We start from the raw sequence: 14,882 nt of genomic DNA, 5'->3' as shown, positions 1-14,882 counted from the left end.
GCACAGAAGGATCACGGATGGACTACTGCTCCTCGTGTCGTCGAACGCTCAACGGGGCGCTGGTGTGCCCCGGATGCGGCGCGTACGCCCCGGACATCGCCCCTCCCGCCCCGCACGACCACGACGCGGCGACGACCGTGACGGCGGCGGAGGCGTGGCACACGCGGGGCCTTCCGGCCTCGGCGGACCACTACGACGCTCCTCACGCCGGCGGTCCCGAACCGACCGCTTCCGGCGCCGCCCACGCCTCCGAGGACCCGATGGCGGACGCGTCGGACGCCGGGCCGTTCAGCGATTCCGAGTACACCGCCGCCCCCATGGCGGAGGGCCGCGCCGCCCGGCGCCGTCAGCTGGCGCGCTGGAAGAAGCAGCGCCGCCGGGCCGTGGTCGCGTCGACCGTCGCACTCGTCGGGGGCGGTCTGACTCTCGCCGTACTGCCGTCCCGGCCGTCGTCGGGCCACGACACGCAGGCATCGGCGACACCGGAGCCGAAGGCCACGGCCACCACGGGGACGGACGCCACCGAAACGGACTCGTCTTCCGTACGGCCGCGCACGGACGATCCGCGCGAATCCGGCAACGGCGCTCACTCGTCCTCGTCCGCGATCACGAGCCCGCCGCGGAAGTCCACCGCCGTGGTGACCAGGATCTCCACGAAGGAACCGGGCCAGACGACCATCGCCGCCCGCCCCACCGCGACGACGAGCACGACGAACACGACGAGTACGACGACGAGCACGCAGGCTCGCACCAGCACCCCCGTGACGGCCGACACGGCGCCCACCACCCTTCCCCAGGCGCCGGAGACGACCACACCGGCTCCCGCTCCCCCACCCCCGGCCGCCGACGACGCCACGGCGGACACCCCGCCCCCGAGCACCCCGCCGGCCACGACGAAGCCGGACCGGCTCTGCGTGCTGGTCCTGTGCATCGGAAAATCGTCCGGCAACTGACCGACGGCGGGCCCGCCGCAACCCGCGCCCCGGCGCGCCCGCACCCCACTCCCCTACTCGCGCGACCTCATCGCCTCCAGGGGCCCCGCGCGCAGCGCTCGCGTCGCCGGGATGCGGATCGAGAGCGCGCCCGTCAGGACCGTCGCGGCGACGATGGCCGCGAAGACCCACGGCGGGCCGGACGGCAGGGGCCGGTCGATGAGGCGTTGGGACAGGATCGTCAGGGGGACGGCGGCCACCGCCGTGCCGATCAGTACCGCTATGCCCGCCACCAGTGACGTTTCGAGGGCCAGCATGCGGGTCACCTGGCGGCGCGTGCCGCCCACCAGGCGAAGGAGGGCCAGCTCGCGGGCGCGGCCCGTGGTGATGGTGACGAGGGTGGTGGCGACCGAGAGGGCGACATAGGCCAGTACGACGGCGAGCAGGAGGCGGTTCAGCCAGGCGTTGGCCTCCATTTCGGTGTTCTGCGCCACGAGCAGGGACTCGCGGTCGCCGACGGCCAGGCCCGGGTGTTCCTTCGCCAGTGCGCTCAGGCCCGTGGCGACGGCGTCGCGGTCCGCGTCGGGGGCGGTCGCGACGAGTACGACGTCGGCGAGCCGGTCCGTGGTGTGGGGCAGGACGACGGCGGACGGGAGGAGTACGTCGCCGAAGCCGAGGTTGGGCCGGTACAGGGCGACCACCCGGGGCCTCGTGGGGGTTCCGTCGCCGAGTACGAGATCGACGCGGTCGCCGACCTCCTTGCCGAGCCAGAGCGCTTCCGTCTCGCTCAACGCGACGGTGTCGCCGCGCAGTTCGCGCAGGCTGCCGGATGCGACGGGCAGATCGAGCGTGTCCGTCAGGCCCGTGGCGTCGATGCCGTAGGCGGTGGACCGTGACAGTGGTTCCTCGGTGGCCTCGCGGTCGACCGCGACCACTTCGGTGGCGACCAGCGGGGTCGTCGCGGCGACACCCGGCACATGGCGCGCGGCTGCCGCGACGTCCGGGGCCACTCCGCCGGCACCGGCCATCACGAAGTCCGCGACCGTGGCCGCGCGGGCCTGGTACCGCGTCGCCGTCGACAGCGTGGTCTGGCTGTAGAACTGGCTGGTCGCGAAGCCGATCGTGAGCACGAGCGGCGTCACGGCCGCCGCCAGCCGCCGGGAACCGGCCACGCTGTTGGCCGCGGCGAGAAAGCCCGCCACCCGGGAACGCCGCAGCAGGCTCGCGCCGGCGAGACGGGAGAGCACGGCCATCAGCCGTGGACCGAGCAGCGCGATACCGATCAGGGCCAGCATCGAGGAGAACTGGGCGGGCACCGCGGCCAGACTCTGCGGTACGAACACGACGGCCGCGACGCCGACGAACGCCAGGCCCAGCAGCACGTACCCGCCGATGACGCGCCCGCGCCCGATGTCGGGACGTTCCACCGCGGACTCGCGCAGCGCCTCCACCGGCTTCACCCGCACCTGGCGCCGGGCCGCCACCCATACGGCGATCCGGGCCGCGCCCAGACACAGCACCAGCGTGGCGATCGCGGGCGCCGGGCCGATCGACAGGGCGAAGCCGTCCTCGATCACCCCGATACGGGCGAAGCCGTCGCGCAGCGCCTGCGCGGCGAGATAGCCGGGCCCGATGCCGGCCAGGGTCGCCACCCCCGACACCAGCAGCACTTCGGTCGCCAGCATCCGGTGCACCTGGCGCGGGGTGGCCGCCACCGCGCGCAGCAACGCGATCTCGCGGCGCCGCTGGTGCACCATCAGCGAGAGCGTGCCGGCCACGACGAGGACGACGATCATCAGGACGAAGCCGGTGAACGACCCCGACACCAGCGTCAGGACGGAGCGCGACTGCGCGGCGCTGAGGAACTCGACCTCGCCGCGTTCGACACCGGCCCGCACCACGACGCCCTGGCCGCCCGCGCGCTCGCCGCTGCCGCCGTTCCCCGTCTCGCTGTTCCCCGTCTCGCTGTTCCCCGTCTCGCTGTATCCCTTCGCGGCGAGGGCCCGCTCCACGCGTTCGACCAGCGTGTCCTGGTCCTGCGACAGCGAGCGCACCATCCCGAGGAGTCCGCTGTCACCGCCCGTCGGTACGCCGGAGTCGGCGAAGACCGCGATGGCCGCGACCGACGCGGGACGGCCGGACAGTTCGCGCGCCCGCGCGTCGGTGAAGAACAGCGCCGACTGCCGCGGCAGTCCGTCGCCCCCCGGCGGTGTCGCCAGGCCGACGACCCGGTACGGAGTGGCGCCGTCCGCCGTCGCGATCCGTACCTCCTCGCCGACACCGGCCCCCGCCCGCGCGGCGGTCGCCGCGTCCAGCACGATCTCGTCGGGACGCCGCGGCTCCGCGCCCTCGCGCAGCGCGAACGGCGTCAGCCTGGCCGTACCCCAGCCGTGGCCCAGCATCTCGCCGCCGTCCGGGCCGCCCAGCGTCCCGCCGTCGTCCGTCACCAGCGTCGCCGGGAAGCTGACCTCGCCAACCGCCGTACGTACGCCGGGAACCGCGGCCACCGTCTCGACCAGCTCCGCGGGCAGCATCGCCCGCTCGGGCAGCGACTCGACGGGGTCCGGCCCCTCGGGCAGCGGTACGGTGACCGACTGCGCGGCGCCGACGACGACCGGGGCCGCCGCGTACCGCTGCGGCCCGATCCCGGCGAACAGCCCGGATTCCAGCAGCACCCCGCAGGCCGTGACGAGTACGGCGCCGCCGAGCACGGCGAGGAACGAGGCGACGAACTGGGCGCGGCGGGCCAGGATCGACTTCCGGGCGACGTACCGGACTCCGCCGTCGGACCGGCCCCCGCCGATGGACCGGCCGCCACCGCGAGGCCGTACTCCCTCTGCGGCTGGCCGGGTGTCCGCGTGCCGGTCCCTGATGACCGTTCCCCTCATCGCTCCCCCAGGTGCGTCATCCGCGCCGCCACCGACTCCGCCGTCGGCGCGTCGAGTTCGCCGACGATCCTGCCGTCGGCGAGGAACATCACGGTGTGCGCGTAGGACGCCGCGACCGGATCGTGGGTGACCATCACGACCGTCTGCCCGAGCGAGTCGACCAACCCCCGCAGCAGCCGCAGCACCTGCGCGCCCGTGCCGGTGTCGAGCGCGCCCGTCGGTTCGTCGGCGAAGACGACATCGGGGCGGGTCACCAGCGCGCGGGCGATCGCCACCCGCTGCTGCTGGCCGCCCGAGAGCTCGCTCGGCCGTCGGCCGAGCAGGTCGCCGAGCCCGACCGCGCCCGCGATCTCCGTCAGCCACGCCCGGTCGACGGACCGGCCCGCGAAGCGCAGCGGCAGGGTGATGTTGTCGCCGACGTCGAGCGCCGGGATCAGGTTGTACGCCTGGAAGACGAAGCCGATCCACTCGCGCCGGAGTTCGGTGAGGGCCTTCTCCTTCAGCCCGCTCAGGTCGGTGTCCCCGAGCAGCACCCGGCCCGACGCGGGCCGTTCGAGGCCCGCCGCCAGGTGCAGGAACGTGCTCTTGCCCGAGCCGGACGGACCCATCACGGCGGTGAACGCGCCGCGCGTGATCCCGGCCGTCACCCCGTGCAGGGCGGTGACGGCGGCGGCGCCCTCCCCGTAGACCGCCGTGACGGACTCCAGTCGCACGGCGAAGCCGGACGCCGAACCGCCGGGCATCCCATGACCGCCGGATGCCGAACCCCTGGGCATCCCATGACCGCCGGACGTCTCGTCTCCCGGCACCGCCCGCCCCGATATCCGTACCGGCCCTGCCGTCATGATCCGCCCCTTCACCAGGAAATCGTTATCGTGACGGTAGGCCGGGGCCGTTGGCGTGAACGATCCCGCACATGCCAGGATCGAGGGTGGAGTCAACTCCACCACGCAGCAGGGGGCAGCCCGACGTGACCCACCCCTCCACGGGGCAACTCCGGCCATGGCTGCGCCAGTTGAAGTTCCTCGCCGTCTGCGCCGCCACCGGTCTCCTGTCGTGGTTCGTGCTGGCCGGGCTGGTCCTGAGCGTGGCACCGGTCGTCACGCTGCCGCTGCTGCCCCGCACCGCGCGGGCCGCGCGCCGCCTGGCGGCCTTCGAACGCCGCCGTACCGGCGCGTACCTCGGCACACCGATCACCCCGCCCCAGCCGTTCGACGGCGACGACATCGGCGCCGTACTGACGAGCCCCGACATGCGCCGTGATGTGAGCTGGCTGACCCTCCAGGCCACGCTGGGCACGCTGGTGGGACTGGTGGCGGTCGGAGCGCCGGCGGGCGCCATCCAGAACGTGGTGATCGCCGCGCTCTGGCCGTATCTGCCCGGGGTCACGACAACGCTGAACCACCCGATGGAGTCCTGGGGCGACGCGAGCGTCGCGCTCGCCACCGCCGCCGCGTACGGCACGGTGGGGGCGCTCCTCGTACGGCCGCTCGCCCGGTGGTACGCGCGGATCAGCGCCGTACGGCTCGCGCCCCGCAGGATCTCGCTCGCCGAGCGCCTCGCCGAGGTCACGGCCACCCGGGCCGCCGCGCTCGAAGCGCACGGCACCGAGCTGCGCCGGATCGAACGCAACCTCCACGACGGCACGCAGAACCGTCTCGTCGCGGTCGTGATGCACCTCGGCATGGTGGAGCGCGCGCTGCACCGCGATCCGGAGTCGGCCCTGCCGATGGTGCTCACCGCCCAGAACGCGGCCACCGACGCGCTCGGCGAACTGCGTGAGGTGGTGCGGAGCATCTATCCGCCGGTGCTGATCGACCGCGGTCTGCCCGGCGCGGTGAGCGCGCTCGTGTCGCACTGTGCGATCCCCGCCACGTACGAGGCGCGGGACCTGCCCCGCGCGCCCGCCGCCGTGGAGGCCGCGGCGTACTTCGTGGTGGCCGAGGCACTCACCAACGCCGTCAAGCACAGCGGGGCGCGGCAGATCACCGTGGTCCTGAGCGCCGACGACGGCCTGCTCACCGTCGAGGTCACCGACGACGGCCGGGGCGGCGCCGACGAGAAGCTCGGCACCGGGCTGCTCGGTATCGAACGCCGGGTCGCCGCCTTCGACGGCACGACCCTGCTCCACAGCCCGCCCGGCGGACCCACGGTCCTGCGGGCCGCCATCCCCCGAGGAGTCTGAGCCCGTGCGCATCGTGATCGCCGAGGACGACGCCCTGCTGCGGGCAGGGCTCACGCACCTGCTGCGTGCCGAGGGCATGGAGGTCACCTCCGCCGTCGACAACCCCACCGACCTGCTGGCCGCCATCGCCGCCGACCGCCCGGACGTCGCGGTCGTGGACGTACGGATGCCGCCGACCTTCCGTGACGAGGGGCTGCGCGCCGCCGTCGAGGCGCGCCGCCGGCAGCCGGGCCTCGCGGTGCTCGTGCTGTCCGCGCACGTCGAGGACAGTTACGCCACCGAACTGCTGGCCGACGGCGCCGGCGGGGTGGGCTATCTGCTCAAGGAGCGGGTGGGGAAGGTCGCCGACTTCCTCGAAGCTCTGGAACGGGTGGCCGGGGGCGGTACGGCGATGGACCCGGAGGTCGTCGCACAACTGCTGGTACGCCGCCGGACCGACGACCCGCTGCTGAGCCTGACCCCGCGCGAGCGCGAGGTGCTGGCGCTGATGGCCGAGGGGCACTCGAACGCGACGATCGCCGGGCTGCTGGTCGTCTCCGACGGCGCGGTGCACAAGCACATCGGCAATATCTTCAGCAAGTTGGGGCTCCCCACGACGGATGGGGGGCACCGGCGGGTGCTGGCGGTGCTGGCGTATCTGAAGGCGTGACGGCCGCGGCCCGGGGGGCCGCACCCCGCCGGGGGTAGAGCCTGCTTCACCCCTCATACGGGCGCAGGCCGCATTCCCGTGGCCTGCCTGACACGGACATGCTGAGAACTGCCGGAACACACGCGTCCGGCTCGTACGGCCCTCCGGTCCCTCCCGTCAGCCCTCAAGGAGTTCCCGCATGTCCGACAACACCCCTGCCCCGGCTTCCACTTCCGGTGCGTCCGCCGCTGGTGCCCGCACCCGCCGGAGTCGTCCTCGACGGCGGGCGGCCACCCTGATCGCTCTCACGCTGGTGGCCGGTCTGGGGCTGCCGACCGCGTCCGGCACGGCGTACGCCGACGAGAGCACGGCGGCCGACACGGCGGGCGGCACGGCTGCCGGCACGGTGGGCGCGCGGAAGGGCATGCAGAAGATAGCCGACGGGCTCGTGCGCGACGGCAAGCGTCCCGCCGCGCTCATCAGCACGCGGGAGCGGAACGGCCGTACGGGTACGTACGCCGCCGGGGTCGGCGACCTGGCGACCGGCGCCCCCGTCCCGGCCGACGGGCAGGTGCGTATCGGCAGCAACACCAAGACCTTCACCGCGGTCGTGATACTGCAACTCGTCGGCGAGGGAAAGATCGAGCTCGACGCGCCGATCGAGACCTACCTGCCGAAGCTCATCCGCGGCGAGGGCGTCGACGGCCGCCTGATCACCGTACGGCAGCTGCTCCAGCACACCAGCGGGCTGCCGGAGTACACCCAGGCCGTGGCCGGGAACTTCTCCGGCTTCCAGCACCGCTACGCCGAACCGCGCGAGCTGCTCGACCTCGCCCTCGAAGGCAAGGCGTCCTTCCCCCCGGGCACCAAGTGGGAGTACAGCAACACCAATTACCTCGTCGCCGGCCTCCTCGTGCAGAAGATCACCGGCCGCCCTCTCCGCGAGGAGATCACCAAGCGGGTCATCGACCGGATCGGGCTCCGGCACACGTACTTCCCGCAGACCGGCGACATGACGATCCGGGAGAAGCACCCCAAGGGCTACTACACCGAGAAGCCCGGCACCCCGCTGCGCGACGTCACGGTGCAGGACCCCTCCTGGGGCTGGGCGGCCGGGGCCATGATCTCCACCAACAGCGATCTCAACCGCTTCTTCACCGCGCTCCTCGACGGCCGCCTGCTCAGGCCGGCCCAGCTGAAGGAAATGCGCACCACCGTCCCGTCCGATGACGTCCTCCCCGGCTCCCGCTACGGACTCGGCCTGATGAGCAGGCCACTGTCCTGCGGCGGCGTCGCCTGGGGCCACGGCGGCGACATCCCCGGCTACGAAACACGCGGCGGCGTCACGGAGTCCGGCCGCGCCGTCAACGTCGCGGTCACCGTCCTGCCCGGCGAGCAGGCCGAACTGATGCAGGTGGAGAAGGCGGTGGACACGGCGCTGTGCCGCTGAGTCCCACCCGGGGCGGCTGTCAGGCCCGAAGGTCGGTGGACGAGGGTGGCGCCAACTGCCGCGTGGTCACGTGGTGCGTGGTCATGTAGTGCGTGCCCACGTGGCGCGTGGTCACATGGTGCGTAGTCACATGGTGCGTAGTCACGTGGTGCGCGGTCACATGGTGCGCGGTCACATGGTGCGTCGTCGGGAGCGGGCGCGGGCTCGGAGCGCGTAGGTGACCAGGGCGCGGACCGGGGCGGGTGGGCGGCGTACCGCCAGGGCCGTGCGGAGCGGCTGGTCCAGGAGCGAGGCCGCGACCGCCGGGGCGAGCGGGGCCAGGGGGGCGGGGAGGCGGGCCGCCAGCAGGCCCTTGCTGGTGGCGGCCCAGAGCGCGCGGCCCGCCTCGGTGGGGGCGAAGTGGCGGGTCTCGTAGGCGCGCATCCAGCCCTCCACAGCCGCCAGGTCAGGGGCCACGTCTCCCGCCACGTCGCCGTCCGCTCCCGGGGGTTCGGGCAGGCCGAGGGCGTCCGAGAGAGCCATGTGGAAGGCGTACGCCGCGTCCCGTTCCGCTCGGGTGACGGGCCGGTGGCCGTGGGCGTCGATGAACCGCAGGGGGCAGACGGTGAAGCAGGCCAGTACGTAGTGCATCAGCTCGGGCGTGATGCCGGGCCGGTCGTGGATTCGGCGCAGGCTGTCGACGACCCGTCGGCCCTCCGCGCTGTCCAGGCCCTGTCCGATCAGGGTGAACATGGCGACCCCGGTCGCCTTGGCCCGGCCGCGCGGCTCGTCGCTCATCCGGCCGGTGGCGGCCAGCACTTGGGCGATGTCGGGGATGCCGAAGGTACGGACGAAGCCGAGGGTGAGTCCGACCCGGGACTCCTCCGGCATGGTCTCCAGGACGAGTCGCGCGTAGGCGCGGTACGCGCCGCGCGTTCCGGCGGTCATCCGGCCGCGGTGGCGACGGCCAGCGCCTCGCCGGTCAGGGGCGCGTACAGATAGCGGGCGACCCGTACCAAGTGCGCGCGCTCCTCGGCCGGTTCCGCGTCCAGGCCGGGCAGTGGAGCCTGGTCCTCGCGGGGGCGCGGCGGGGTTCCGGCGTTCAGTGACTCACCGGCGAAGCGCAGCGCGGCGGCGACGATCAGCGCCGCCCGGTCGCCGTCGTCCAGGCGGGCCCGCTCGGCGACGCCGGTGGCCGCGGTGACCACCGCCGGATCGACCCACGGCCGCAGCGTCAGCTGTCCGTCGCGTATCTCCAGTCCGCGCCTCGCCGTACGCCACTCCAGGTCCCGGAACGCCAGCCGCTCGGTCCAGACCGACGGGGGCGCTTCCAGGGCCAGTCGGCGGTCCGCGCGGTACACCAGGTCCCACAGCGGGCGCAGGGCCTGGTAGTCGCGGCGCCGGCGCGTCCAGGCGGCGACGGCCGGCCCGGCGAACCCCGCGGTGATGAGTACGGCTCCGAGCGCGGCGAACGCGGGGCCCACGGCGGTGCTCAGCCACTCCACGCCGTCGACCTCCGCGAAGGCCGCACCGATCGCGATGAGCTTGCACCCGACATAGCCGCAGGCCACGAGCCCGCCGACGGCGATCAGCCGGATGCCGCGGCGCAGCCACCCGTACGGCAGCCCGGCCGCGTGCCCGGAGCACACCCTGCTGATGTCGAGCAGCGCGAAGCCGAACAGCGCCTGGTAGATGACGAGGAAGACCGCGATCTGCGGAGTCGTCGCGAAGGTGGTGTCGAACGTGAGGGGCGTCTCCGGGCTGTCCGCTGCCCCCGCGAAGAACAGCGTGATCATCACCGGGACCAGCACCGCGAACACCGCGAGCCGCCGCCGCGCCTGGCGCCAGGTGTCGCCCGTCGCCGCGTCCCACACCCGTGAGTCGGTGCGATCCTTCGGCGGGGTCCACATCCGCGCCAGCACGACGGCCGCGGCGGAGAACCCCGTAATGCCCAGATAGACGAGCAGCGTCGCCAGGTTGCCGCGGCCCGTGAGGCGGTCGATCAGCCGGTACAGCACCGGGGCCGCCACCAGGAACGCGGTCGCCGGGGCCGCGATCGTCACGGCCACGACCAGCAGACCGTGCGACGGATCCCGCCGCCACGCCCGGAGCTTCAGTACGGCCACGACCCAGGCGACCGTGCCGATCCCGAGGTAGACCGCGTTGAACGGCGCCTCGGACATGCCGGACGCGGCCGACAGCGCCGATACGGCGGACATGCCGGATCCGCCGGACACGCCGCCCTCAGACATGCTGTCCCTTGCGGTGCTCCAGCGCGGGCGCCAGCTGGGAGGTCGTCCCGGCTCCGGGCGCCAGCACGAGAATGCGCGTCAACTCGGCCCCCAGGATCTCCGCTTCCTCTTCCGCGGCCCCATCGTAGTGCGAGCGTCCGAGGACCAGCCGGATCATGTCGGCGTCGATCGTGGGCAGTTCCACATGGGCCGCGTCCTCGTCGGCGGCCGGGGCCTCGGCCAGATGCCCGCAGAGGAGATGCGCGAGTTCATGGCAGATGATGTGGGCCTGGTGCAGGTCCGAGGTCTCCTGCTCGAAGTAGATCACGTCGGACTCCGCGCGGCGTTCGACGAACCCCGACGGCTCGTCCACCCGCATCCGGCGCGGTACGAGCCGTACGGGACGCCCCGACCGGTCGGCGACCGCGGCGCACAACTCCTCGACCGTGCTTCAGCTGCGGCAGATCCAGCTCTCTGACCATGGCCCGCATCCGGCGGCGGGTACGTCCAAGATCTCGCACGTTCTCCCCATCAGCATCAGCCAGCCGCCAGTGCCCCAACGGCGTCTGCCGGTAGTCCGTCACGCGTCGGGGCGGCCGTCGGAGCGGCCTTCGGAGCGGCCTTCGGAGCGGCCGTCGGGCAGTCCGACCGCCCTCCTCAGTTGTTCCACAACCGTGAGGGCGGCGTCCTGCATTTCCGGGGGAAGTCCGGCCGCCCGCATGGCGATACGTTCCACCCGGGCGTCCCGCAGCGCCTCGATCTTCCGCAGGTCGCGCTCGACGGCCTGGGCGGTGGCGGAATCGCTGAAGTAATCCAGCGGAATGCCGAAGAACTTGGCGATCTTCACCGCGTTCTCCAGGCTGGGCTTCTGCGTGCCCTTGCGGAGGTTGCCGATATAGGTGCCGCTCAGGCCGGTCCCCTCGGCGATCTCCGAGTCGCGCCAGGGGCGGCCCAGATCCTTGGGATAGATCACCGAGATCACGCGCCGGAAGCGCGCCGCGAAGTCCAGCGGTTCCGACGGCTCCCGACTGTCCCCGCTGCCACGACCGTCCCCACTGCCACGACCGTCCCCGCTGGCGCGACCGTCCCCACTGCCGCCAGTGTCGTCAGTGTCGCCAGATCGAAGAGCCGACGCTTCTGAGCGTGGAGAATCGGTGGCCATGTGCCGGATCATAGAACTCTTCGGCCGTCGGCGGGGATCAAGCCGTCCTACCGATTTACACGATCGTTGCGATTAAGCGGGCCAAAAGGCGCGCCGCGTACGGAATCGCCGTCGACCATCAGCTGTGCAATCAACAATAGTTGACTTCTGCTCGGCGCAGGTAGCAGGATCGACGACGCTGGCGCGTGCACGTCATGAGAGTCCCGCAGCGGGACCTGGCTCTGCGGGCGCCGGGCGCCGCTGCCCCACGGGGGTGGGCAACAGTGCCCGGCGCAGGTGCCTGTCCGGCGGACAGGCACCAAGGCCCTCATGACGCGCCCGCTGCGGCTGTGCCGGGCGGGCGGGGACCATGAGGGCCTTGGTGGAGTGGGACCGCGCGCGTCAGTCCGCCGTACGGGGCTTGCGCCTGCGGGTGATGACCAGCAGCGCGCCACCCGCCGCGAGTACGGCCGCGCTCGCCCAGGCGATCACCGACGTACCGCTGCTACCGGTCTGGGCCAGGGCGCCGGTGCCACCGCCCGCCGCGCCCGTCGTCCCCGCGGTGGCGTTCGGCTGTGTGTGGGCGGCGGTCTGGGTCTGGGGCTTGTTGCCGCCCGAGCCGCCCGCCGAACCGCCGGTGCCGGCACCGTCCGTCACATTCACCGTGAAGAACGCCTGGTTGTTCGCCTTGTTGGTGTCGAACGTCAACTCCGCGCCCCACTCCGACATATGACGTACGACGCCACGGGTCGTCGCCGGCGCGTCCTCGTCGACCTTCAACACGAACGGCATCGTCGCGACCTTGTCCACGGGGAACGGCGAGCCGATCCAGCAGAGGTAGGCGGGAGCATCGGGATCGGGATCGTTCGTGCCGTCGCCGTTCCAGAGGCGACAGCGCTCCGGCACCTTCACCGCCGTCGTGCCCTTGGGGATGTTGACCAGCAGCGAGATCTGGCCGTCGGTGGTGATGAGGTCGACGGAGGCGGGGCCGTCGTTGCGGATCTTCGCCGCCAGGGTGACGGTGTCGCCCGGATCGGCGGTGACGGTGTCCCCGGTGACGTCGAGATCGGCGGTGTTGACCGCGTTGACGATCCATCGCCACTTCTCCGTCAAGGACTCGCCGGGCGGAGCGGCGCCGTCCGGAACGAGCGCGAGCTCAGGCCCGGAGCCGTTGCCGCTCTTCGCGCTCGTCGGCACGGTGGCGGCGAGGGGCGTCACGTCGTAGTCCACGAACTCGAAGAGCGCCGTCTTCTTGACGTCGAAACCCACGGACGTGGACAGCCGGTACCGCTTGCCCGGTTCGACGGGCGTGCTGATACGGCACACCGCCTCGGGCAGCGTCCGCCCGTTGCCGGACGGAAGGTCGGTGGTGCCGTACACACAGTTCGAGAACCGCTGCGCGAAGCCGAGTTCGTGGGAGGTACCGAGCCGCAGCTCCACGCCCTGAGCCGTCAGCGAACCGGTGTTGGCGACGGTGAACGGGGCGTCGAGCGTGCTGCCGGGCTCGACGGTGTCCGTCTGGGGGAGCCGGCTCACGACCAGATTCACCGCACCGACGGTGACCTTGACGGTGGTGTCGATGACCTTCGCGTTGGAGGAGGTGGCGTAGACCCGGGCGGTACCCGTCGTACCGAGCGCGGCGCCCGGCTTGGCGCTCATCTCGATGAGCCCGCCCGCGTAGCCATCCGGTGCGATGTCCCTGACGGGCCACGCGCACACGTCGTCCGGACAGCCGGAGGGGCCGCGCACATCGGCGAAGGCGGAGATGCCGGACACGTCGATCTTGACGACCACGTCCTTGGCGGTGCCGCCGTCGGGGTCGCCCGGGACGCCCCAGCTGATCTGCGGCGGGTCGCTCTCGGCGGGCTGCGGCAGGCCGACCTCGTTCCGGACGACATGGAACTTCAGGACGGGACCGCCCTGCGCGGCTCGCGGGCGGTTCGCCTGGGCGGCGGACTGGGGGCCGTTCGCCTGGGCGGCCGGCTGCGGTCCGTTCGCCTGGGCGGCCGGCTGCGCCGTGCGGTCCTCGGCGGCGGACTGCGTCGTGCGGCTCGCCTCGGCGGCGGACTGCGTCGTGCGGCTCGCCTCGGCGGCGGACTGCGGGCCGTTCACCTCGGCAGCCGGCTGCGAGGGACGCGACGGGTCCGCCTGGGCGGGGGTGGCGACGAGCGCGGCGCCGAGGAGAACAACCGCGACGGCGGCCGGGGTGGCGGGCCATCGTCGTCGTCTGGGTAGTGACATCTCGCGGATACCTTTCCGTTTACCGGACGTTGGCTTCCAGATGTCCTGTGCGACAGGTGGGCGTGACGAATGGTTGTGCGGAGGTGAACGTTCCGCTCATAGCCGCCGCTCGCGTGGCGACGCCGCGGCCGGGGCCGGGTGCCCTTGGACACGTAAATCACCGGAACGCACGCGCGTGCCCTGTTACCGTCCCCCGGTGTTCTCCCTCCGCGAGCCCGCCCTGTTCACCCGTCTGCGCGACGCACAGCGCGTGCTCATCGCCGGAGCGGGCGGTGGCTTCGACATCTACGCGGGGCTCCCGCTCGCCCTGGCGCTGCGCGCGGCGGGAAAGGACGTCCACCTGGCCAACCTCTCCTTCTCCCATCTGTACGGTCTGAACGCGGACGTCTGGCTGGACCACGACGTCGCGGCCGTCCGCCCCGACACCGTGGCCCGTGGCACCTACTTCCCCGAACGCACCCTCGCCGAGTGGCTGGAGCGCCGCGGGCTGCCGTCGACCGTGTACGCCTTCCCCTCCACGGGCGTCCGGCCGCTGCGCGCCGCCTACCGGGCGCTGATCAGCCACTTGGGCGGCGTCGACGCGATCGTCCTCGTAGACGGCGGAACCGACATCCTCATGCGCGGCGACGAGACCGGACTCGGCACCCCCGAGGAGGACATGGCCAGCCTCGGGGCGGTGAACGGACTGGACGAGGTGCCCGTCCGGCTCGTGGTCTGCGTCGGCTTCGGGGTGGACTCGTACCACGGCGTCAGCCACGCCCTCGTCCTGGAGAACCTCGCGGCCCTGGAGCGTGAGGGCGCCTACCTCGGGGCGTTCTCCCTGCCGGGCACCAGCGAGGAAGGCGCGCTCTACCTCGACGCGGTCGCCCACGCGCAGTCCGCCACCCCGGACCGTCCGAGCATCGTCAACGGCTCCATAGCCGCCGCCGTACGAGGCGACTTCGGCGACATCCAGTTCACCGAACGCACCCGGCACAGCGAGCTGTTCATCAATCCGCTGATGGCCCTGTACTTCTGCGTGGACGCGCCGGGCCTGGCCCGCCGGAACCTCTATCTCGACCGGCTGGAGAGAACCCACCTCACACGCCAGATCAGCACCGTCATAGAGGAGTTCCGCGACGAACTCCCGCGCCAGCGCCCACCGCGCACGATCCCGCACTGATGTGGCACGGGCGATAGGTTTGTGACCTGCCGCTTGCCACCGTCA

The 14,882-nt window shown here is 72.6% G+C and carries 12 protein-coding genes; 5 read left to right on the top strand and 7 right to left on the bottom strand.

Translation table 11 applies throughout. The features are described 5' to 3' along the window. Positions 1 to 17: 17 nt before the first annotated feature. Entirely contained in the window at positions 18 to 953 is a 936-nt protein-coding gene (locus ACFRKB_RS23265; RefSeq protein ID WP_383108279.1) for an SCO2400 family protein, read from the top strand. Between the two features lie 53 nt (positions 954 to 1,006). On the opposite strand, the gene ACFRKB_RS23260 is transcribed toward ACFRKB_RS23265, so the two are convergent. Together ACFRKB_RS23260 and ACFRKB_RS23255 are read right to left on the bottom strand one after the other, a co-directional pair. Then, the gene (locus ACFRKB_RS23260; protein WP_383108278.1) at positions 1,007 to 3,820 is read right to left on the bottom strand and encodes an ABC transporter permease; all 2,814 of its coding nucleotides are present in this window, start codon (positions 3,818 to 3,820) and stop codon (positions 1,007 to 1,009) included. Next, positions 3,817 to 4,596: an ABC transporter ATP-binding protein gene (locus ACFRKB_RS23255; RefSeq protein WP_383108349.1), complete on the bottom strand. Its 780-nt coding sequence runs from the start codon at positions 4,594 to 4,596 to the stop codon at positions 3,817 to 3,819. The genes ACFRKB_RS23260 and ACFRKB_RS23255 overlap by 4 nt, the downstream gene beginning before the upstream one ends. Before the next feature lie 194 nt (positions 4,597 to 4,790). Here ACFRKB_RS23255 and ACFRKB_RS23250 point away from each other — a divergent pair, with 194 nt between their 5' ends. The 3 genes from ACFRKB_RS23250 (at position 4,791) to ACFRKB_RS23240 (ending at position 8,083) form a co-directional block, all read left to right on the top strand. Beyond that, positions 4,791 to 6,005, top strand: coding sequence for a sensor histidine kinase (locus ACFRKB_RS23250; RefSeq protein WP_383108276.1), 1,215 nt, complete (start codon positions 4,791 to 4,793; stop codon positions 6,003 to 6,005). 4 nt (positions 6,006 to 6,009) lie between these two features. Next, on the top strand, positions 6,010 to 6,654 hold the full coding sequence (locus tag ACFRKB_RS23245) for a response regulator transcription factor (RefSeq protein ID WP_383108275.1): 645 nt from the start codon (positions 6,010 to 6,012) through the stop codon (positions 6,652 to 6,654). A gap of 178 nt (positions 6,655 to 6,832) precedes the next feature. Beyond that, positions 6,833 to 8,083, top strand: coding sequence for a serine hydrolase domain-containing protein (locus ACFRKB_RS23240; RefSeq protein WP_383108274.1), 1,251 nt, complete (start codon positions 6,833 to 6,835; stop codon positions 8,081 to 8,083). A 171-nt stretch (positions 8,084 to 8,254) separates the two neighbouring features. Here ACFRKB_RS23240 and ACFRKB_RS23235 read toward each other — a convergent pair whose 3' ends face one another. The 5 genes from ACFRKB_RS23235 to ACFRKB_RS23215 form a co-directional block, all read right to left on the bottom strand. Continuing rightward, a complete protein-coding gene (locus ACFRKB_RS23235; RefSeq protein WP_383108272.1) occupies positions 8,255 to 9,010 on the bottom strand; it encodes an oxygenase MpaB family protein in 756 nt (251 codons plus the stop codon). Next, a complete protein-coding gene (locus ACFRKB_RS23230; RefSeq protein WP_383108271.1) occupies positions 9,007 to 10,281 on the bottom strand; it encodes an MAB_1171c family putative transporter in 1,275 nt (424 codons plus the stop codon). The genes ACFRKB_RS23235 and ACFRKB_RS23230 overlap by 4 nt, the downstream gene beginning before the upstream one ends. 25 nt (positions 10,282 to 10,306) lie before the next feature. After that, positions 10,307 to 10,729: a hypothetical protein gene (locus ACFRKB_RS23225; RefSeq protein ID WP_383108270.1), complete on the bottom strand. Its 423-nt coding sequence runs from the start codon at positions 10,727 to 10,729 to the stop codon at positions 10,307 to 10,309. A gap of 144 nt (positions 10,730 to 10,873) precedes the next feature. Further along, a complete protein-coding gene (locus ACFRKB_RS23220) occupies positions 10,874 to 11,266 on the bottom strand; it encodes a helix-turn-helix domain-containing protein (RefSeq protein WP_383108268.1) in 393 nt (130 codons plus the stop codon). 570 nt (positions 11,267 to 11,836) lie between these two features. After that, positions 11,837 to 13,675 (bottom strand): LPXTG cell wall anchor domain-containing protein, encoded by a 1,839-nt coding sequence (locus ACFRKB_RS23215; protein ID WP_383108267.1) that lies wholly within the window; start codon positions 13,673 to 13,675, stop codon positions 11,837 to 11,839. A gap of 196 nt (positions 13,676 to 13,871) precedes the next feature. On the opposite strand from ACFRKB_RS23215, the gene ACFRKB_RS23210 reads away from it, so the two are divergent. Next, positions 13,872 to 14,837 (top strand): DUF1152 domain-containing protein, encoded by a 966-nt coding sequence (locus tag ACFRKB_RS23210; RefSeq protein ID WP_383108266.1) that lies wholly within the window; start codon positions 13,872 to 13,874, stop codon positions 14,835 to 14,837. Positions 14,838 to 14,882 lie beyond the last annotated feature (45 nt).

Source organism: Streptomyces scopuliridis, assembly GCF_042790125.1.
GTDB lineage: Bacteria > Actinomycetota > Actinomycetes > Streptomycetales > Streptomycetaceae > Streptomyces > Streptomyces scopuliridis_A.
The sequence above is the reverse complement of the archived record's forward strand: the minus strand, read 5'-3'. Positions and strand labels throughout refer to the sequence as shown.